At 46.1% G+C, this 19,476-nt stretch carries 17 protein-coding genes and 1 riboswitch; of the genes, 11 read left to right on the top strand and 6 right to left on the bottom strand.

All coding sequences use genetic code 11. The annotated features are described in order from the left end of the window. Positions 1-65: 65 nt before the first annotated feature. The 4 genes from MHB72_RS18440 (at position 66) to MHB72_RS18425 (ending at position 3,983) form a co-directional block, all read left to right on the top strand. Entirely contained in the window at positions 66-2,177 is a 2,112-nt protein-coding gene (locus MHB72_RS18440) for a heavy metal translocating P-type ATPase (protein WP_105981224.1), read from the top strand. Positions 2,178-2,302: 125 nt separating this feature from the next. After that, positions 2,303-2,998 (top strand): thioredoxin domain-containing protein, encoded by a 696-nt coding sequence (locus MHB72_RS18435; RefSeq protein WP_216919519.1) that lies wholly within the window; start codon positions 2,303-2,305, stop codon positions 2,996-2,998. Next, positions 2,988-3,401 carry a disulfide oxidoreductase gene (locus tag MHB72_RS18430; protein ID WP_003185211.1) on the top strand — a complete coding sequence of 138 codons (414 nt, stop codon included), beginning with the start codon at positions 2,988-2,990 and terminating at the stop codon, positions 3,399-3,401. The genes MHB72_RS18435 and MHB72_RS18430 overlap by 11 nt, the downstream gene beginning before the upstream one ends. A gap of 96 nt (positions 3,402-3,497) precedes the next feature. Then, complete coding sequence (locus tag MHB72_RS18425; RefSeq protein WP_216919521.1) at positions 3,498-3,983, top strand: GNAT family N-acetyltransferase; 486 nt, start codon at positions 3,498-3,500, stop codon at positions 3,981-3,983. A 95-nt stretch (positions 3,984-4,078) separates the two neighbouring features. Here MHB72_RS18425 and MHB72_RS18420 read toward each other — a convergent pair whose 3' ends face one another. Then, positions 4,079-4,609, bottom strand: a complete 531-nt coding sequence (locus MHB72_RS18420) for a GrpB family protein (RefSeq protein WP_020452937.1) — start codon at positions 4,607-4,609, stop codon at positions 4,079-4,081. Positions 4,610-4,733: 124 nt separating this feature from the next. Between MHB72_RS18420 and MHB72_RS18415 the strand changes: the two genes are divergently transcribed. The 3 genes from MHB72_RS18415 (at position 4,734) to MHB72_RS18405 (ending at position 9,216) form a co-directional block, all read left to right on the top strand. Further along, positions 4,734-5,342 (top strand): trimeric intracellular cation channel family protein, encoded by a 609-nt coding sequence (locus MHB72_RS18415; protein ID WP_003185205.1) that lies wholly within the window; start codon positions 4,734-4,736, stop codon positions 5,340-5,342. A 178-nt stretch (positions 5,343-5,520) separates the two neighbouring features. Beyond that, entirely contained in the window at positions 5,521-7,857 is a 2,337-nt protein-coding gene (helD, locus tag MHB72_RS18410; RefSeq protein ID WP_340903548.1) for an RNA polymerase recycling motor HelD, read from the top strand. Between the two features lie 474 nt (positions 7,858-8,331). Then, a complete protein-coding gene (locus tag MHB72_RS18405; protein WP_216919526.1) occupies positions 8,332-9,216 on the top strand; it encodes an alpha/beta fold hydrolase in 885 nt (294 codons plus the stop codon). Positions 9,217-9,304: 88 nt separating this feature from the next. Here MHB72_RS18405 and MHB72_RS18400 read toward each other — a convergent pair whose 3' ends face one another. Further along, on the bottom strand, positions 9,305-9,715 hold the full coding sequence (locus tag MHB72_RS18400; RefSeq protein ID WP_216919528.1) for a DUF5412 domain-containing protein: 411 nt from the start codon (positions 9,713-9,715) through the stop codon (positions 9,305-9,307). Between the two features lie 76 nt (positions 9,716-9,791). After that, positions 9,792-10,916, bottom strand: coding sequence for an aminotransferase class V-fold PLP-dependent enzyme (locus tag MHB72_RS18395; protein WP_216919529.1), 1,125 nt, complete (start codon positions 10,914-10,916; stop codon positions 9,792-9,794). A gap of 264 nt (positions 10,917-11,180) precedes the next feature. On the opposite strand from MHB72_RS18395, the gene MHB72_RS18390 reads away from it, so the two are divergent. Further along, entirely contained in the window at positions 11,181-12,041 is an 861-nt protein-coding gene (locus MHB72_RS18390; RefSeq protein ID WP_216919532.1) for an ROK family protein, read from the top strand. Positions 12,042-12,128: 87 nt separating this feature from the next. Beyond that, on the top strand, positions 12,129-12,968 hold the full coding sequence (locus MHB72_RS18385) for an aldo/keto reductase (RefSeq protein WP_020452931.1): 840 nt from the start codon (positions 12,129-12,131) through the stop codon (positions 12,966-12,968). Positions 12,969-13,007: 39 nt separating this feature from the next. Here MHB72_RS18385 and MHB72_RS18380 read toward each other — a convergent pair whose 3' ends face one another. The 3 genes from MHB72_RS18380 to MHB72_RS18370 all read right to left on the bottom strand — a co-directional run bounded on the left by MHB72_RS18380 (position 13,008) and on the right by MHB72_RS18370 (position 17,088). Next, entirely contained in the window at positions 13,008-14,459 is a 1,452-nt protein-coding gene (locus MHB72_RS18380; protein ID WP_023856264.1) for an MDR family MFS transporter, read from the bottom strand. A gap of 199 nt (positions 14,460-14,658) precedes the next feature. Beyond that, positions 14,659-16,518: an LTA synthase family protein gene (locus tag MHB72_RS18375; RefSeq protein WP_065643738.1), complete on the bottom strand. Its 1,860-nt coding sequence runs from the start codon at positions 16,516-16,518 to the stop codon at positions 14,659-14,661. 99 nt (positions 16,519-16,617) lie between these two features. Then, positions 16,618-17,088 (bottom strand): metal-dependent hydrolase, encoded by a 471-nt coding sequence (locus MHB72_RS18370; RefSeq protein WP_216919535.1) that lies wholly within the window; start codon positions 17,086-17,088, stop codon positions 16,618-16,620. A 239-nt stretch (positions 17,089-17,327) separates the two neighbouring features. On the opposite strand from MHB72_RS18370, the gene sspJ reads away from it, so the two are divergent. Together sspJ and MHB72_RS18360 are read left to right on the top strand one after the other, a co-directional pair. Next, positions 17,328-17,468, top strand: coding sequence for a small acid-soluble spore protein SspJ (gene sspJ, locus MHB72_RS18365; protein ID WP_003185183.1), 141 nt, complete (start codon positions 17,328-17,330; stop codon positions 17,466-17,468). Positions 17,469-17,627: 159 nt separating this feature from the next. Further along, a riboswitch (Lysine riboswitch) is annotated at positions 17,628-17,804 on the top strand. A gap of 114 nt (positions 17,805-17,918) precedes the next feature. Beyond that, a complete protein-coding gene (locus MHB72_RS18360) occupies positions 17,919-19,322 on the top strand; it encodes an amino acid permease (protein ID WP_020452927.1) in 1,404 nt (467 codons plus the stop codon). Positions 19,323-19,476: the final 154 nt, after the last annotated feature.

Below are 19,476 nucleotides of genomic sequence, written 5' to 3'. Positions count from 1 at the left end.
ATAATATATGCGTATATGCTCATATATAAAACAAAGCCCGGCGCTGAAAAAGAAAGGTGAGAGAGATGGAAAAGGTGAAGCAGGAATACATGTTAAACGGTCTCGACTGCGGCAATTGCGCACAAAAAATTGAGCATGAGATAGCCGGTATGAAAGGGATTGAAGCGTGTTCAGTTAATTTTGCAACAAGCACGCTGACTGTCAAAGTCGACCAAAACAGCGGCGAAGACATTTCTTCAAAAATAAAGAAAAAAGTAACCGAGATCGAACCGCACGTCAACGTGATGTTGAAGGAAGGGACAAAACAGGCTCCATCCGAAGGTGATGGCCGGTTTAAAAAAACGATCGCAAGACTGGCTGCAGGCACCGTTCTCGGCGCGGCAGGCTTTCTGCTTCCCGGCGGTACCGCAGCTGAGTGGATTCTCTTTTTCCTTGCTTACCTCATCATCGGCGGTGATGTCGTATTAAGAGCCGTCAAAAACATCTTTCGCGGCCGGGTTTTTGATGAGCACTTTTTAATGACGATCGCCACTCTGGGTGCATTTATCATTCAGCAGTATCCCGAGGGCGTGGCGGTTATGCTGTTCTATCAAGTAGGCGAGCTGTTCCAGGGAGCCGCGGTCAGCCGCTCCAGGAAATCGATCAGCGATTTGATGGACATCCGTCCCGATTATGCCAATCTTCAAACGGAAGGCGGTACGGTCAAAGTATCTCCCGATGAGGTTAAAGCGGGCGATATCATCATCGTCAAGCCAGGAGAGAAAGTCCCGCTTGACGGCAAAGTGCGAGCGGGCAAATCGCTTGTCGATACGTCCGCATTAACCGGGGAATCCGTTCCACGAGAAGCCGCACCCGGCGAAGAGGTGCTGAGCGGATTTGTCAACAAAAACGGCGTGCTTGAAGTGAAAGTGGACAAAGAATACAGTGAATCAACCGTTTCAAAGATTCTTGACCTCGTCCAGAATGCCAGCAGCAGAAAAGCGAAAACAGAAAACTTTATCACCAAATTCGCCAAGTACTACACGCCTTTTGTTGTCATAGTCGCGCTTCTTCTCGCTTTTGTCCCGCCGCTGATCATTTCCGGAGCCGCGCTGTCGGATTGGGTGTACCGGGCCCTCGTCTTTTTGGTCATTTCTTGTCCGTGCGCACTTGTCGTTTCCATTCCGCTCGGCTTTTTCGGTGGTATTGGGGCGGCGTCAAAAGCAGGTATACTCGTAAAAGGCGGCAATTATTTAGAAGCGCTCAATGATGTCAAATACGCCGTTTTTGACAAAACAGGCACATTAACAAAAGGCGAATTTGCCGTTGTTAAGCTGTCGCCGGCAGGCCGTGTCAAAGAAGAGGAACTGCTTGAATATGCGGCGCTTGCCGAACATTTCTCAGGCCACCCGATCGCCGAGTCGATCCGTGAAGCATACGGGAAGGAAGTCCAAGCGGATCGCATCAAAGATTACAGCGAGACGGCCGGCTTCGGCGTCAGAGCGGTTGTAGACGGAGCCGTCATTTTGGCTGGCAATGCCAAGCTCATGAAGAAATTCGGCATACAGTATCAAGAGGAAAGCGAAATCGGTACCGTTGTTTATGTAGCCGCCGGCGATATGTTTATCGGCTCGATTGTTATCGCAGACGAAATCAAAGAGGATGCCAAGCGTGCGATCTCTGCTTTGAAAAAAGCGGGGATTAAAAAAACGGTGATGCTGACGGGTGACGCGAAAGAAACCGGTGAGGCGGTCGGCGCGGAACTGTCCATTGATGAAGTGCATGCGGAGCTTCTTCCACAGCACAAGGTGGACCGCATTGAAGCATTTGACAAGCAAAAGCTTCCAAAAGAAAAGCTGCTTTTCGCAGGAGACGGCATCAACGATACGCCGGTCTTGGCGAGAGCGGATATCGGGGTTGCCATGGGAGGCCTTGGCTCTGATGCGGCAGTCGAAGCGGCTGATATTGTGATCATGACGGACCAGCCTTCAAAAATTGCGGAAGCCATCAGCATTGCCAAGCGGACGAGGGCGATTGTCTGGCAGAATATTATCTTTGCGCTCGGCGTTAAAAGTGTTTTTCTCATCTTGGGTGCTTTCGGCATCGCAACGATGTGGGAAGCCGTCTTTTCAGACGTCGGTGTTACCCTTTTAGCCGTTTTAAATGCGATGAGGGTTTTAAAAGTGAAAGAAATGTAACTTTTTTACCACCTAATGAACTGGAAATTCCTTTTTTAGCATCTTCACGAATGCGGCTTGTCTTGTTAAAATGAAAGAGGTTATCAAACTGGCATACTAAAAAATAAGAATAATGAGGTGTCTAAGTGAAGAAGAAACAGCAGTCACCGATGAAATTTGCAGTGATTATGACAGTCGTGGTCGTTTTTCTGATCGGCGCACTTGTCGTACTCAACAATCAAACCCAAAATGCTTCGCAAACCTTTGATGACAAGCCTTCAACTGAAGGACAGCCGCTTCTTGGCAACAAAGATGCGACTGTAACGATCACAGAATTCGGAGATTACAAATGCCCAAGCTGCAAACAGTGGACTGAGACCGTCTTTCCGGATTTGAAAAAGGATTACATCGATAAAGATCAAGTTAATTTTTCATATATTAACTTCGTCAATGAACAGCACGGCAGAGGCTCTGAATTGAGCGCCCTCGCTTCCGAGCAAGTATGGAAAGAAGATCCGGCTTCATTCTGGAAATTCCATGAAGCACTGTACAAAGCGCAGCCTGACAATGACACGATGGAAAACGAGTGGGCGACGCCGGCAAAATTGGCGGACATCACGGAAGCGAATACGAAAATCAAACGCGATAAGCTCATCAGCAGCTTAAATGACAAAACGTTCTCTGAGCAATTAAAAATGGACAATTCGCTCATCAGCAAATACAGTGTAGACTCGACGCCGACGATCTTTGTCAATGACGTAAAAATTGACAAACCGTTTGATTATGACAAAATCAAAGAAACGATCGCCAAAGAGCTGAAAGGCCAGTCTGATGAAAAATAAACTGCTTTTTCTGTACGGCGCCTGGATCGTCTCATTAACGGCGACACTAGGCAGCCTGTACTTCAGCGAAATCCGTAAATTCATTCCTTGCGAACTGTGCTGGTATCAGCGGATTATGATGTATCCGCTCGTGCTGATCCTTGGAATTGCGACATTTCAGGGCGATGCCCGCGTGAAAAAATACGTGCTGCCGATGGCGGTGATCGGCGCAGGCATTTCCCTGATGCATTACATGGAACAAAAAATTCCCGGATTCAACGGTATTAAACCGTGTGTCACAGGAGTGCCTTGCTCAGGGCAGTATATCAATTGGTTCGGTTTCATCACGATTCCGTTTCTCGCCCTTATCGCATTTATTTTGATTATCATTTTTATGTGCTTTCTCAAGGGGAAAGACGAGTAAAAAGAGCATTGTCTGACAATGCTCTTTTTTTTTACATGTTCAACAAAATGAATGCTATAATATTTGGAAATTATTAAATGGATAAGGATGATGAGGATGGAATTTAAGATTCGTAAAATGAAAAAGAAAGACATCCGACAAGTGCAGCAGATTGCCAAAACAAGCTGGAATCACACTTATGAAGGGATAATCCCTTTCGATATTCAAGAGAAATTCTTGGAAAAAGCGTACAATGATGAGAGAATGCAGCAGCGTTTGGAACACTCGTTAATGCTCGTTTCAGAAGCGGACGGAAAAATCGTCGGCTTTGTTAACTACTCATTTGTAAGAGAAGGAGGGGAGGCCTATCTCGCTGCCATTTATTTAGCCCCGGAATACCAAGGAAAAGGCATCGGAACCGCATTATTGGAAGAGGGGCTAAAACATTTGGAGGGAGTAAAAAAGATCTTTGTAGAGGTTGAAACAGAAAACCGCACCGGAAAAAACTTTTACAAGGCGAAGGGTTTTGAGGATGTCTCCGAATATGATGAAGACTTTGAAGGGCATATCCTCAAAACGGTCCGAATGGCCTTGCGCTTATAATGCCCGCTTTCACTTTGTGACTTGGACATAGTAGTATAACAAGACCGCCATAATGAAGGCGATGGCTATTGTAAGCAATTTATGTTTTGTCTTTTTCAGCATACCGGGCCGCTCCTTTCCAAATGTTTTGCTTTCTCAATCACGTCTTTAATGAACGATTCTTTTCCTTCTGTGTACGAGGTGCGGTCATATGGAAAGCGCCGCGCCAAGGTTTTTTTCAATGTTTCATATTCTTGCCGCTCGGCGGAGTGCTTTCTTAAATAATTTCGGAATCTCAGCTGGTTTTTCCATTCTTCGCTTTGAAAAACATATACGTGCAGATGGTGTGTGCCCGCCCTCCACATTCCCTTTCGAAAAAAGCGCCTGGCAGGGAAGGCTTCGTGAAATACGTGCTCATAACCGAGCTGCTCAAGCGGTTCGATCCAGGCTGAAGCTTCGCTGAGACTGTTGACGCCGGCCATCAGATCGAGCACCGGTTTTGCCGCAAGACCGGGAACAGAGGTGCTGCCGATATGTTCGATAGCGAGAACTTTTTTTCCGAGGACATCCGTGAGCCGCTGTTTTTCAGCTGCAAATTCCTGAGCCCACCCGGCTTTCGCTTTTTCGATGATGATCTCCTGTTCCATGTTTCCACCCCTTTAAAAACGTCTTTTTATATTATAAGATATTTTGATTCAGAGAGGGTTGATTTAAAGGTTGGAGAAGTTATAAAATCAAAAAGATTGAAGTTTAGTATGGAGGACACCTTAGATGGCTTGGGAAGTGTTGAGCATCATCGGTACCGTCGCTTTTGCGATCAGCGGAGCGATCGTTGCAATGGAAGAAGAGTATGATATTTTAGGAGTTTATATATTGGGGATTGTGACGGCGTTCGGCGGAGGGGCGATCAGAAACCTGCTCATCGGAGTTCCGGTGTCCGCCTTGTGGGAGCAGGGGAGCCTGTTTCTAATCGCTCTTGTTTCGATCACGATCGTTTTTTTGTTTCCGAAGCTCCTGTTAAAGCACTGGAGCATCTGGGGGAGCTTTTCAGACGCGATCGGTCTTGCCGCATTTGCGATACAAGGAGCGCTTTATGCCGTTCACATGAACCATCCGGTCAGCGCGGTGATCGTTGCGGCGGTCTTAACAGGAAGCGGCGGCGGAATGATCCGGGATCTTTTGGCCGGAAGAAAGCCGCTCGTGCTGAAAACCGAGATCTACGCCGTTTGGGCCGCTTTGGGCGGATTCATTATCGGCATGGGCTGGGCGGAGAAGCCGCTCACGCTGTATATCCTGTTTGCTTTGCTGGTCGCATGCCGCGTATGCTCGTACATGTTTAACTGGAAGCTGCCGAATCGTTCGCTGCGGTCCCACAGCTGAATAGAAAAAAGCCGATTTTTCGTTGATTGAAAAATCGGCTTTTTATATTGATTTGACCAAAGGTTATATGATAAGATGAAGTGTATTTTAACATAAAATTTCAAATATTATAGTATTATCCATTTTTATTTTATCATGAATCTTTTTTGATGTCAAATCTTTTTAGGGAGTGGTCAGCGTGCAGGAAAACGGTCAGGAATGGCTGGAAGAGGAAAAACGAATCCGGCTTGTTTTAAAGGAATTGGATCAGAAGCTTCATTCTCTAAAGGGAAAGACCGGCGGATTGAAGGAGGATATCATCGATTTACGGAAACATTTCTGGAGCGATGTCACCGTAAACTTGGCCGATGAAAACGAAGCGGTTGAAACATTTTTTAGCATTAAACAGCAGGCTGAGTTTTTGGCTGAAAGGGAAAGGAGTCATAAGCAGTTTTACAACGAGTTGAAAAACTTGTTAAAAGTGAAAGAATCGCCTTATTTCGGCCGTGTAGATTTTTTGGAGGACGGCGAAGAAAACGCTGAATCCGTCTACATCGGACTCGCCTCTTTAATGGACGAAAAAGAAGAGCGGTTTTTGATTTATGATTGGAGAGCGCCGATTTCCAGTCTGTTTTACAACTATGGTCCCGGTGCGGCTCAATACGAAGTTCCGGACGAGACGGTCAGGGGAACGATTGAGCTGAAAAGGCAATTTCTCTTCAAAAACGGCCGGCTGAAAGCAATGTTTAATACGGATATGGCGATTGGAGATGAAATTCTTCAGGAAGTCCTGGGGCAGCAGGCAGATATTCAGATGAAAAGCATCGTCGCCACAATTCAAAAAGAGCAGAATCAGATTATTCGGAACGAAAGAAGCCGCTTTTTAATTGTTCGGGGAGCGGCTGGCAGCGGAAAAACGTCGGCGGCATTGCAGCGGGCTGCGTATTTGCTGTACCGCGGTCGCGGGCAGATCGAGTCGAGCCAGATGCTGCTATTCTCTCCAAACCTGCTTTTTAACAGCTATGTCGCCAATGTTCTGCCTGAGCTCGGAGAGGAAAACATCCAGCAGACGACATTCCAGGAATTTGTGGCGCGCCGCCTTGGAAAGCAGGTTTCGTGCGAGACTCCGTTCGATCAGCTCGAATATTGTTTAACGGCTTCAGACGATGAGGAGCAGCGCATCCGGATGAAATCAATCGAATTGAAATCAGGTCTGGCCTTCAAAGGCATTATCGATGATTATGTCAAATGTTTGGCAAAAGGGCATCTGGATCTGGTGTTTAAACATATCGCCTTTCGCGGAAAAAGGATCATTACAAGCGATCAGGTGTGGGAATTTTTCGCGGCCCTTGATCATGCAGATACGCTGTCCAACCGGATTGAAAAAACGGGGAAATGGCTGTTACAGCTGCTGAACAAATACGAACGCCAAGAAAGAAAAAAAGACTGGGTCATCAAGGAAAGCGAGCTGCTGGATAAAGAGGAATATTTAAAGGCCTATAAACGTCTTCAGGAAGAACAGCGATTTACGGAGAATACGTTTGACGATTATGAAAGGGAACAAAACCTCCTTGCCGCTATCATTGCCGAAAGGGAGTTCAAACCGCTCAAGCAAGCGGTAAAAGCGTTCGGCTTTATTGATTTTAAAGGAACGTACCTTCAGCTTTTTTCCGGGCGCTATACCCCGCAAACCCGTCCTGATGACTGGCAAAGCACTTGCACATTCACCCGGAAAAGCTTTCGTTTTGAGAAGCTGCCTTATGAAGATGCCGTCCCTTTTTTATATATGAAAAACCAGCTAACAGGCGGGAGAAAAAACACGGCAATCCGCCATTTATTCATTGATGAAGCCCAGGATTACACGCCTTTTCAGCTTGCTTTTTTGAAGAGCCTGTTTCCCGCGTGCAGCATCACAATGCTGGGAGACTTAAACCAGGCGATTCTTGCCCATGCCTATCACGATAAGACGCTCCTGTCGGGAGGCGTGTTTGAAGGCGAAAAAACGGAGATCATCACCTTGAAGCGCAGCTACAGGTCGACGAAAGAAATTGTTGAATTGACAAAGCGCATTATCGAGGGAGGCGAAGAGATCGAAGCCTTTAACAGGAACGGCAAAAAACCGACTTTGACAATATCGGCCGACCTTCATGCACACCATAAACAGATGGCTTCCCTTATAACCGCCCTTCAAAAAGAAGGACTTGAGACGATTGCAGTCATCTGTAAAACAGTCCGGGAATGCAGGGATGCGTTCCGGCATCTTCAGCAGCATACAGAGCTTAAACTGATCGATAAAGAAACGAGAACGTTTCAAAAAGGCGTGATCGTCATTCCCGTCTATTTGGCGAAAGGGATCGAATTTGATGCCGTCGTCATTTATGACGCTTCTGAAAAACAATACAAAAAAGAGAGAGAGCGGACTCTGTTTTATACGGCGTGCACGAGGGCGATGCATGAGCTCCATCTCTTTTCCCTTGGAAAGGAAACGCATTTTTTAAACGGTGTTTCAAATGATATGTATACGAAAAGAGAGTGACGGTGTCACTCTCTTTTTTGGAGAAACCATTGTTTCCATAAGTTTTTTTATTTACAAACTTTTCTACACTAGGCTGAGTCTGTGGCAATCTTCTTCATATTCTGGCAGGTTAAAGAGTTTGTCATCTTAAACAAAAATGAAATGATTTCCAGCGTATATAGAGGAAAGTGGTCTGGCTAAATAATATAAAAGCTTTTATTCATCAAATCGCTTCTCTTTTTCTTGAGGATATATAACATATTTTCTATTTTCATTTTACATGCAGGAGATTACGAAATCGAAATCGTTAATTAAAATCTGTTATATTAAATTTTATAGTTCTGTATCATAATATAAAGCTTTTTAAAATTGGGATTTGATGATTAATTTATTCTGTAATATATTATATATAGAGTCTGTTATATATAATGACAAACTCCCCTGCACGAAACGGCATATTCATTTGAAGAGGATTTATTGGGAGGGAAATATTTCATGTCAAACCATTCACCGATTACCCCTGATTTAAGTGACAGCGGCATTCGCTATTTTCGGGCTTATAAGGAAAGCCTTGGTCTTTGGCCAGTTCATTACAAAACTTTCTACGTATCTACCCGTTTCGGCCAAACGCATATTATTGCAAGCGGACCTGAAGATGCCCCGCCGCTTGTATTGCTTCACGGCGCATTATTCAGTTCCACTATGTGGTACCCCAATATCGAGGATTGGAGCAGCAAATACCGAACATACGCAATTGATATCATAGGTGATAAGAACAAAAGCATCCCTGCAGATTTATGCGGTACGAGGGCGGGTTACGCTGATTGGCTTCTCGAAGTGTTCGACGCTTTGGGGATAGAGAAGTCGCACATGGTTGGTCTTTCGCTTGGCGGGCTTCATACGATGAATTTCGCTTTACGTGCGCCAGAGAGAGTAGAGAGCGCAGCGATCCTTAGTCCCGCGGAAACATTTTTGCCGTTTCATCACGATTTTTATCAATACGCTCTTAGCCTCACAGAGCCTGATGGAGTAGAGAATTTCTTAAATTGGATGATGACAGATCGTAATGTGTTACACCCGGTTTTTGCAGAGCAGTTTCATGCAGGCGTAATGTGGCAGGATGGATTAAGACAGCCAAGGCCTAACGCCGACGGATTTCCGTATGTTTTCACTGACGACGAATTAAAATCAGTAAAAGTCCCTATTCTATTATTGCTGGGTGAGCATGAAGTCATCTATGACCCGCAATCAGCCTTACATCGCGCCTCAACATTAGTTCCAGGTATTGAAGTGGAAATCATAAAACAGGCAGGTCACGTTTTATCAATGGAACAGCCTCAATACGTAAATGAACGTATATTACGTTTTTTCAGTAAATAAACCACAGTTTTGTTGTCCATTTCATGGAGATGCAGCGGCTTATACGAGCGGTCATACAAACTTTTTTCAAAGGCTGAGAGTGACGCTGTCACTCTCTTCTTCCATCATATATATCAGTTCTGACATCCAGCACGTTGTTGTTGATGGACACATGGTATTTGTCCTGCCATTCGATTTTGACATGTTCTTCTTCGTATCCCCAATAGATGTTTTTTCGTTCACCGGTGGCAAGAGTTGTCAATTCCCCTCTGACGGAAGGGGAGTTCGTTCCCCCGCCTTTATTCACGCTATACAAATTCAGGTTGTATGCTTGATTCGGCGAAGCGGAAGACTGAATCCAATTTCCTTTCGGCAGATGATTCATCGAGTAAAAATGCGTATACACGATATATCCGATGGTAATGCCTGACGCAAGCAAAACAGCCAAAATAGCAAACAAGACGCTTCGGCACGGTGACTTCCTCTGCTCTTCTATTTCTCCGTCAATATAAAGCTCCAATTTGTCTCATTCCTTGATGAAAATTGTTTTTTATAGTTTAAGGAAAAAATCGTATTCTGTCTATTTTGAAGCAGGGTTAACCAAAGAGCGCCGCCATCTCATCCATCACAAACCCGATTTCCTCCTTTGTATTGTAAAAATGCGGGGCTATTCTGATGACGTTGTTTCGCGCTGAGACGATGATATGCTTTTCACGCAAGAGAGCTTCCATACGGCCAGCCTCTTCGGCATACACCGAGATCAGGCTTGTTCTGTTATGTACGGTCTCGGGGCCTATGATCTTCAGGCCTTTTTCCGCCCCGTATTGCAAAGAGAATGCCGCGAGCTCCTGCAGGTAGGGCTCGATCCTGCCGGGCTCTGCTTCAAGCAGCAGCCTCAGTGCCGCGTCTGCCGCGTAAATGCTGATAAATGACGGTGTCCCCGACTCGAAGCGTTTCGCACCTTCCGCAAAGCATGAATCTAAGGCAAATGGTTTGTTCCTGCCGAACCAGCCGGCCGTCTTCGGCTCAAATTGTCCGCAAAGTTCGCGTTTCATATACAAAAAAGCCGTTCCGGGAATGCCGAGCATGTACTTGCGCGTCCCCGCCGCAAGGATGTCGATATCCATGTCTTTGACATGAATCGGAATGTGTCCGGCGGTTTGATAGGCGTCGACAAATAAAAGCGACCCTTTTTGATGAACAATCTCGGCAATCTGTTTTACATCTTGTTTAAACCCGTTCCGATAGCCGGCATGGGGTACACAAGTCAAGAGCGTCTGATCGGTAACGTCTTTTTCGTATTGTTCCAAGTCAATCATCCCGTCTTCGCTTTGAATGATGAGGAGGTGATCTTTGAAGCGGTCTTGCGCAAGCCAAATTTGGCCGACGGCAGGAAAATCGATATCCGTGAAGGCGATCTGCCTTCGGTGTGGTGGCTGCGGCAATGAAGCAGCGACAGCCGCCACTGCGTCAGATACTGACGGCAAAACGGCTATCTCTTCTTTTTCGGCACCGATCAGCCGGGCAAATTTTTCCTTGGCTTCATCCATCTTGTCGAGATGCGCTTTCCAGTCTGCACCGGCTGTTAAAAGGCCGTTCTGATACTCATCAACAGCTTTGGCAACAGGCAGAGCCAACGCGCTGCCGGAGCATGCGGCAAGGTGAACATGACCAGACAATATCGGAAATAAAGAACGGTAAGTGTGGAATGGATGCTTCATGATATCCCTCCTCATTAAAGCTTCGAGCGGGCCTGAAAAAATCCTCTTTTTCACAGTTGAAATTAAGCGGGCAGAAGCCTCTTTAAGCGAAAGAACAACCGCTGCAGCTGTTTGAAAACTGTCACATTTTCGGGAAGCTTTCTTCCGTCAGCATCAAAAGCTCCCATGCTCTGGTGAATCATTGTTCAGTGCGATTGCTTTCTTTCATCGTCTGATTTATGATTCAATTAAAGCAATTCAAACAGATGAAAAGGAGCCGAGAGGATGAAACATTACGGTGCAATAGAAGCAGGAGGCACAAAGTTTGTTTGTGCAGTTGGAACAGAAAAAGGAGAAATCATTGACAGGCTGACGATCCCGACGGAGACTCCTGAAGAGACTATTGGAAAACTGACTGATTTCTTCAGCAAGTATCAGCTCACATCAATGGGAGTGGGCTCTTTTGGACCTATATCCGTTGCTAAAGATAAAGAGGATTACGGATACATAACCAATACGCCGAAATTAGCCTGGAAGGGGTACCCGTTTATTCCCGAGTTGAAAAAAAGGCTCGGCATACCGGTTTCGTTTACGACTGATGTAAACGCTGCCGCGCTTGGCGAACTGACAAAAGGAGCGGCGCAAGGCTTGGAAAGCTGCTTGTATATTACAGTCGGTACAGGAATCGGAGCAGGAGCGATTGTCGGCGGCCGGCTCGTGCAGAGCACGCTCCATCCTGAAATGGGTCACCTTCTCATTAGACGGCATCCGCACGATACGTTTGAAGGAATCTGTCCGTATCACAAGGACTGCCTTGAAGGAATGGCATCGGGTCCGGCGCTTGAACAGCGCTGGGGGAAAAAGGGCAATGATTTGGCTGAAAACGAGGAAGTTTGGGAGATTGAAGCCGACTACTTAGCGCAGGCTCTCATGCAATATATCTTGATCCTGTGCCCTGAAAAAATCATCATGGGCGGCGGTGTCATGAAGCAGCAGCAGCTGTTCCCGCTGATTCGCAAAAAGCTTGCCGAATATATGAACGGATATGTTGACCTGCCTGATCTTGAAGGATACATCGTACCGCCGGGTCTCGGCGACGATCAGGGAATCACCGGTGCGCTCGCTTTGGCTTATGAAGCCGGTTGAGCAAGTTGTTTTGTAAAATCCACCCAGTGTGAGATAATAACAGCGGTGCGTTTAAAAGCATGAAAAAAAGAAAGGTGGTCGTTCAAAATGGTAAGCAGTTTAAAGGATACTGTGACATTACATAACGGTGTGAAAATGCCATGGTTCGGACTTGGAGTTTTCAAAGTGGAAGAAGGCAGCCAAGTTGTAGAATCTGTGAAAGCAGCCATTAAAAACGGATACCGGAGCATTGACACAGCCGCTATCTATCAAAACGAAGAAGGCGTCGGCAAAGGGATTAAAGAAGCAGGCGTTCCCCGCGAAGAGCTTTTCATCACGTCAAAGGTTTGGAACAGCGATCAGGGATATGAAAAAACATTGGCGGCTTTTGATGAAACCCTTCGAAAACTCGGCCTTGACTACCTTGATTTATATTTGATTCATTGGCCTGGAAAAGACAAATATAAAGATACGTGGCGCGCGCTTGAAAAGCTGTACAAAGACGGCAGAGTAAAAGCGATCGGCGTCAGCAACTTCAATGTGCACCATTTGGAAAGCTTATTGGAAGATGCGGAAATTAAACCGATGGTCAATCAGGTTGAGTTCCATCCGCGGCTGACTCAGGCTGAGCTCAGGGACTACTGCAAAAAGCAGGGCATTCAGGTGGAGGCATGGTCTCCGCTCATGCAGGGAAAACTCCTCGATGATCAAGTGCTGACTGACATCGCTAAAAAATACAACAAATCCGTCGCTCAAGTCATCCTGCGCTGGGATTTGCAAAATGAAGTCATTACCATTCCGAAGTCAATCAAAGAACACCGCATTATTGAAAATGCCGACATATTTGACTTTGAATTAACAGCGGAAGATATCGAAAAAATCAACGCTCTTAACAAAGATGAGCGCGTCGGTCCCGATCCTGACACAATGGTTCACGGATTCGAATAAGCATAAGAAAATCCCGGGTTCATAAAAACCCGGGATTTATTATTTTTCATGAATGGCCAAGCGGCCTTTCGCTTGTTTCCTTCTGCTGCCGTCGAGCCGTCCGCGGCGGTGCTGCTTAATAAAGAATGAGAGAACCAATCCGATTCCCGACAATGCGGCCGCGGTCATAAACGCCAGATTGACGCCGTGAATCATCGCTGTATCCGAAGACGGACCGGCAGGATCGGCCAGCGCACGCTGTGTCATGATGGTGATGAGAACAGCCGTCCCGATCGATCCGGACATCTGTCTCATTGTATTGTTCATGGCCGTTCCGTGAGGAATCAAATGGCGCGGGAGCTGGTTCAAGCCGGCTGTTGTAACAGGCATGAGCACCATCCCCATGCCGACCATCCGAATCGCATAGACGACAGACAAATACGCAAAAGGCGTCGTCTTTGTCAGATGGGTCAAGAGCAATGTGGTCACGAAGATCGCCGTCAAACCGGTGATGCTCAAGATCCGCGCGCCGATTTTGTCAAAAATTCTTCCGGTAATCGGAGACATCAGCCCCATCACGACAGCTCCCGGAAACAGCATCATTCCCGATTCCATCGCCGTGAAATGGCGCATATCCTGCATATACATCGGCACGATCGTCGCCGCTCCGATCATCGACATAAAGACTACCATCCCGATAATCGTCGCAAGTGTAAACATCGGATATTTAAATACCCTGAATTCCAAAATCGGTTCTTCCAAATGGAGCTGCCTCCAAATGAACCAAAACAGCGTAACGCTGCCGACCGCGAAGCCAGCCAGCACGTCCGCACCCGTCCAGCCCGCAACACCGGCGCTGCTGAAGGCGTACAAAATGCCGCCGAAGCCAAGTGAAGACAAGATGATGGAAGTAACATCCATCTTAGGTGACGTCTGTTCGGTGACATTTTTTAAAATAAAGTGTGCGGCAATCATGTCGATAACGGCAAACGGAAGCAACAGATAAAACAATACTTCCCAAGGGTAGCGGTCGACGATCCAGCCTGACAGGGTCGGTCCGACAGCGGGAGCGAAGGCAATCACAAGCCCGACCATTCCCATCGCTGATCCACGCTTTTCTTTTGGGAAAATCAATAAAAGCACCGTCTGCATCAATGGCATCATAATGCCCGCGCCGGCCGCCTGGACGACGCGTCCTGCAATCAGCGCCGGAAAGCTGAATGACAAGGCGCAGATCAGAGTCCCAGCCGTAAATAAAGACATTGCCGCCATGAACAGCTTTCTCGTCGTGAATTTTTCAATTAAAAAAGCCGTAACTGGAATCATGATCCCATTCACGAGCATAAAAACGGTCGTCAGCCATTGGGCAAGCCCCGGCGTAATGTTTAAGTCCCTCATGATTGGAGGCAAAGCCGTCGTCAATAGCGTCTGATTCAAAATGGCGATAAAAGTCCCCATAATCAAGACGGCAACAATCGGCAATTGATTTGTCTTATGCTGTGTTTCACTCATATTAAAACCTTCTTATTTATCATTTTTTATAACACTTTATGAAATAATCGGTACTCGAAATAACTTCTCTTTTTATTTAGGGTAACGAAGGAACTGCAAAACCGCAAGTTCATTTTTAACATTCGGTATATAATACCCAGCTGTCCCTCAATTTAAACAGCCCCTTTAAGCCGGGGGAATCCGGCTTAAAGGGGACGGATTATTTTTTATAAAATCTCAGCAAATCACCGTTAATAATCTTATCGGAAAGGGAAAGCTCTTGATTCGCCTTCTCTATGAGCGGACCGCATTTGTCCTCACTGTCGTTGATCATGTCCCCGGTTTTTTTGCTGTAGCACGTATTTTTCGTGTAGATATAATCATCTGTTATAAAGCTGCCGTTTCTTAACACAGCGAAAGGCATTCTTTCGTTCGAAAACAGATCATTACCGAATTGAATCATGCCTTTTGTATCAATTCCGAGCAAATGGAGCAATGTCGGTTTGACATCAATTTGGCCGCCTGTTTCAGATATCGTTTTCGGGTCTTGATCCGTTACCCCCGGAATGTGGATAATCAGCGGCACACGCTGCAGCTGAACGGTATCGTAAGGGGTGATTTCGTCTTTGCCCAAAAATTGAGCCAGCGCATCGTTGTGCGCTTCTGATATGCCGTAGTGATCTCCCATGAAGACGATCACGGAATTGTCGTAAAGGCCGTTTTTCTTCAATTTTGCAATGAAATGCTTCAATGATTCGTCTTCATAGCGTACTGTCGTGACATACCGGTTTAAAATCTCACTGTCCGAGTCGTATTCATCGATCAGCTTATCCTTATCATCAATTTGGAACGGAAAGTGGTTCGTCAATGTGATCAGGTTGCTGTAAAAGGGCTGCGGCAAGTCTTTCATCAAGTCGGCCGATTGCGTTAAAAACTCCTTATCCTTCAGCCCCCAGCCCGTTGAATTTTCAGGTGTCACATGAAAATGGGAGACGTCATAAAAGCTGTCGATGCCAAGGGCTTTGTACATGACGTCCCTGTTCCAGAATTTTTTATGGTTGGCGTGGAAAACCGATGTTCTGTAATCGTGGTTCGCCAGTGTTTTATACATCGAATTGTACGCATTTTCGCTCTTCGTAAAAAACACCGAACCGCTCAGAGACGGATAGAGCGAATTGGCGACAATGAATTCCGAATCGGACGTTTTTCCCTGTTCGGTCTGCTGATAAAAATGGTCGAAATAATAGCTTTTTTGAATGAATTTGTTTAAGAACGGCGTGATTTCCTGGCCGTTCACCTTTTCATTAATGACAAATGTCTGAGTGGATTCAAGCGTTACAAAGATGACGTTTCGTCCTTCGGCAATCCCGAACATATCTTGGTTCGGTTTGCTGTAGTCAGCGTTTGTGTAGTTCTCGATCGTTGCCAGGCTGTTTTCATCAGCGACCGCTTTTTGTGTCAAATTAAAGGTCTGTGAAATGCCGTCCAACAGATGAAACTGATATAAGCCGATGTTTTTTACAAGCACTTCCCTGTCGTAGGAGTAGCTTAAAAACTTCGGCTGATCCAGCTCCGACAGGGCGAGATTAAACAGTACCGTGCCGGCGGCTGCCGCGTAGTAGATCTTAACGGCTTTAGCGGAAAGCTTTTTGCCGGTTCTAGTGCGCGTTTTTGCCAGCCAGACCAAAAGAACCAAATCCAGAAAAAGCGCGATGAAAACCGGATTGAACAGCTCCTGAAAACTGCTCCCAAGCCCCCCGAGGTTTTTTGCCTGGAACAGGACGGGAACAGTGATGAAATCGATGTAGAAACCATAGAAAATACTGTTTGCAATCAAGATGCCCGTCAGGACGACATTAGCCCCGATTAAATAGAGGCGCTGCGTTTTTTCGCGAAAAAAGAGGCTGATGCCGAGTACAGGGATGAGAAAGCTAAGCGGGTTGATAAACAGGATCAATTCCTGAAGTGCGTTGTCGATTTGTAAATTAAAGCCCAGCTTGTAGATGAAGTACGTTTTCATCCACATAAAAAATATGGATAGGCATAAAAACCACTGCTTTTTAAAAAATTGTTCTTTCATATAAATAGCTCCTCACATATAATCCCCGCAGGTAAACAACACCAAGATAAAACGACTGAACAAAGCATAATACAGCAATCGGTCAAACCGTCCCTTTCGTCAGGCGATCAAGTTCGCAATAAAATAGCACGAAACAACGGTGAGCACAGTCAGAACGCCTTGTTCCGCCTTCCCGCCGGTTTTAATATAAAGGGGCAGCCGAACCTTAATGGCGGACGGAAAGAAAAGTTTGATGCCGTTTACAGTCCCGGCATCAAGGAGCAGATGGCTCGCCATTCCGGCCATCAATCCGACAAATATGCTCTGATCTGTAAAATATAAATGTGCCGCAAATGCCGTGATGAATAAAAAGAGCAGGCTGTGTGTAAACGTCCTGTGCCCGAAGACAGAACTGACCACTGCTGATAAAATCGGTAGCCTTCTGCCGATCTTGCTCTTTGTATGGCAAATATCCGGAATCAATGCTCCGATAACCCCCGAAGCTGTCATGAACACTGGATCATATCCGTAAAAATAAGCAGCAGCCGTGCAAGAAGCGACCCCTCCCATGATGTGTGTTTTTCCTGTCATATCGCTTCTCCTTTAAGACCTATAACAATTTCCTAATGAAAACTATATCAAGAGTTCTGGCGGCCTTCAAGACAGATGGTGGCAACTTGTCAGGCAAAAAACGCATTTTCCTGAGGCAATCAGCATGTTTACATCTAGAATATGGTGTTTTCAGTTAAAAAACACATTCAAGGTTCTGCATAATTTTAAAGTGATAAGCCAAATTAAAATTGTACCACATTTTTAAAGAGGTGATTCATTTGGGTATTTTCTTCAATAAAGATAGAGGAAATAAGGAAAAGGACCAAAACGCCGTTCGGGGGGCGCTTGAAGATGCAGGACAAGCGCTGAAAGGAGACCCTTTGCAAGAGGCGGTCAATAAAAAGAAAAACAACCGATAAATGACAGATGGAAGCGCCGTCTTCCATTCTGCAGAAGGCTGCCGAAACAGGCGGCCTTTTGGCGCGGTTGTCCGTTTTTCCATCACTTCCCTTTGACAGATTAAAATTTCTCTGGTAACCTCTTTTCAGAATATGTGATAAATCCTCACTCTTAACTCTTAGTGAGGTAGAGGTTGCGCGGATGATGAGTCGCATGTGTGAGGCTGATGGGGCCGATGATCATATGCAAAAGGCATCAGCGCCGAAGCATAAGGAAGCCATTCATTCTTTATGCTGGGTCTGCATTGAATAAGTGCAGGACTGCCGCGGGTTTTCCCGCGGAGGGCTATCCGGAGATCAAGAGTGTATGTTTAACCAAAGCATGGACTTTTGTTCATGCTTTTTTTATTTTGAATGATCTCACGGTCTGGTCCGGCATATTTTTTATAAAATGCTCGGAGGTTATATCTTATGGAACAGACAAAAAAATGGGGCTTCTGGCTTCTTACCGCTTTTGTTGTCGGCAATATGGTCGGCTCAGGGATTTTTATGCTCCCCAGCACACTCGCCCAGACGGCAAGCCCGTTCGGCGTAACGGCGGCATGGCTGGTGACGGGTGCGGGGGTGCTGATGATCGCCCTTGTATTCGGTCATTTATCCATTCGCCGCCCGGATCTTAAAGCAGGTCCGCAAAGCTATGCAAGAGCTTTATTCTCAGACCCTAAAAAAGGGAATGCGGCAGGTTTTACAATGGTATGGGGGTATTGGGTGGCAAGCTGGATCAGCAACGTGGCCATCATTACAAGCCTTGCAGGCTATTTGACGACTTTCCTGCCGATCTTAACTGACGGACGCGAGCTGATTGAACTCGGCGGTCACCCCGTTACACTCGGCCAGCTCTTGACATTTATCGTATGTACAATCTTGTTATGGGGGACGCATTTCATCTTAGTCTCCAGCATAAATGGAGCGGGCAAACTGAACTTTTTAGCAACTTTTTCAAAAGTGCTTGGGTTTGTCCTGTTTATTGTTGCAGGTTTGTTCGTTTTTCAGACGGCTTTATTCGAATCATTTTATTTTCCAATCGAATCAGAAGGCAAAAGTATTGGGCTGGGCGGACAGGTTCACAATGCGGCGATTTCAACGCTGTGGGCGTTTGTCGGCATCGAGTCTGCGGTAATCTTATCAGGGCGCGCATCATCCCAGCGCGATGTCAAACGCGCGACGATTACCGGACTGTTAATTGCGCTCGGCATTTATATGGTCATCACTTTAATAACGATGGGCGTCATCCCGCACGATCAGCTCCAGGCATCGGATAAACCGTTCGTTGATGTGCTGCACGTGATCATCGGCAGCTTTGGCAGCGTAATTATGGCGGTCTTGGCAATCGTTTCTTTGTTTGGATCGATGCTCGGCTGGATTTTAATCGGCGCAGAGGTTCCGTATCAGGCGGCAAAGGCCGGTGATTTTCCTGCTTTCTTTGCGAAAACGAACAAAAAGGGAAGCCCGGTTAATTCATTGATCGTCACAAACGTGATGTCGCAGATCTTTATTTTCTCAACGGTTTCGGGAACGATCAGCGAGGCCTTTACGTTTTTAACAACGTCGGCGACGCTCGCTTACCTTGTGCCTTATCTTGTGGCGGCTGTTTTCAGCTTGAAGCTCATCCTCAAAGGGGAGACATACGGCGAACTGAAAGGTTCAAGAACAGGGGACGGCATCATCGCTTTGGCTGCTCTGGTGTATTCTTTATGGGTCATCGTTTCAGGTACGTCTGACTTAACCACCTTTATCTTGGGAATCGGGCTGTTTTTCGTCGGTCTTGCGATCTACCCGTTCGTCTACAAAAAGTTCAAAAATAATCAAGTGTGATAAAGTTCTTTGCCAGCCGGGTCTTTTAGCAGAAGATCGGCTGGCTTTTTGATTCCCGCCGAAATTTTTGATTAAAATTTCCGCTTAGGCCTGTTATACTATAAAATGAAAATGATAATCGTTATCGGTTAAAAAGATCGAAAGGAATGGCATC

This window comes from Bacillus sp. FSL K6-1284, assembly GCF_038002625.1.
In the GTDB taxonomy this organism is placed as follows: Bacteria; Bacillota; Bacilli; order Bacillales; family Bacillaceae; genus Bacillus; species Bacillus paralicheniformis.
The sequence above is the reverse complement of the archived record's forward strand: the minus strand, read 5'-3'. Positions and strand labels throughout refer to the sequence as shown.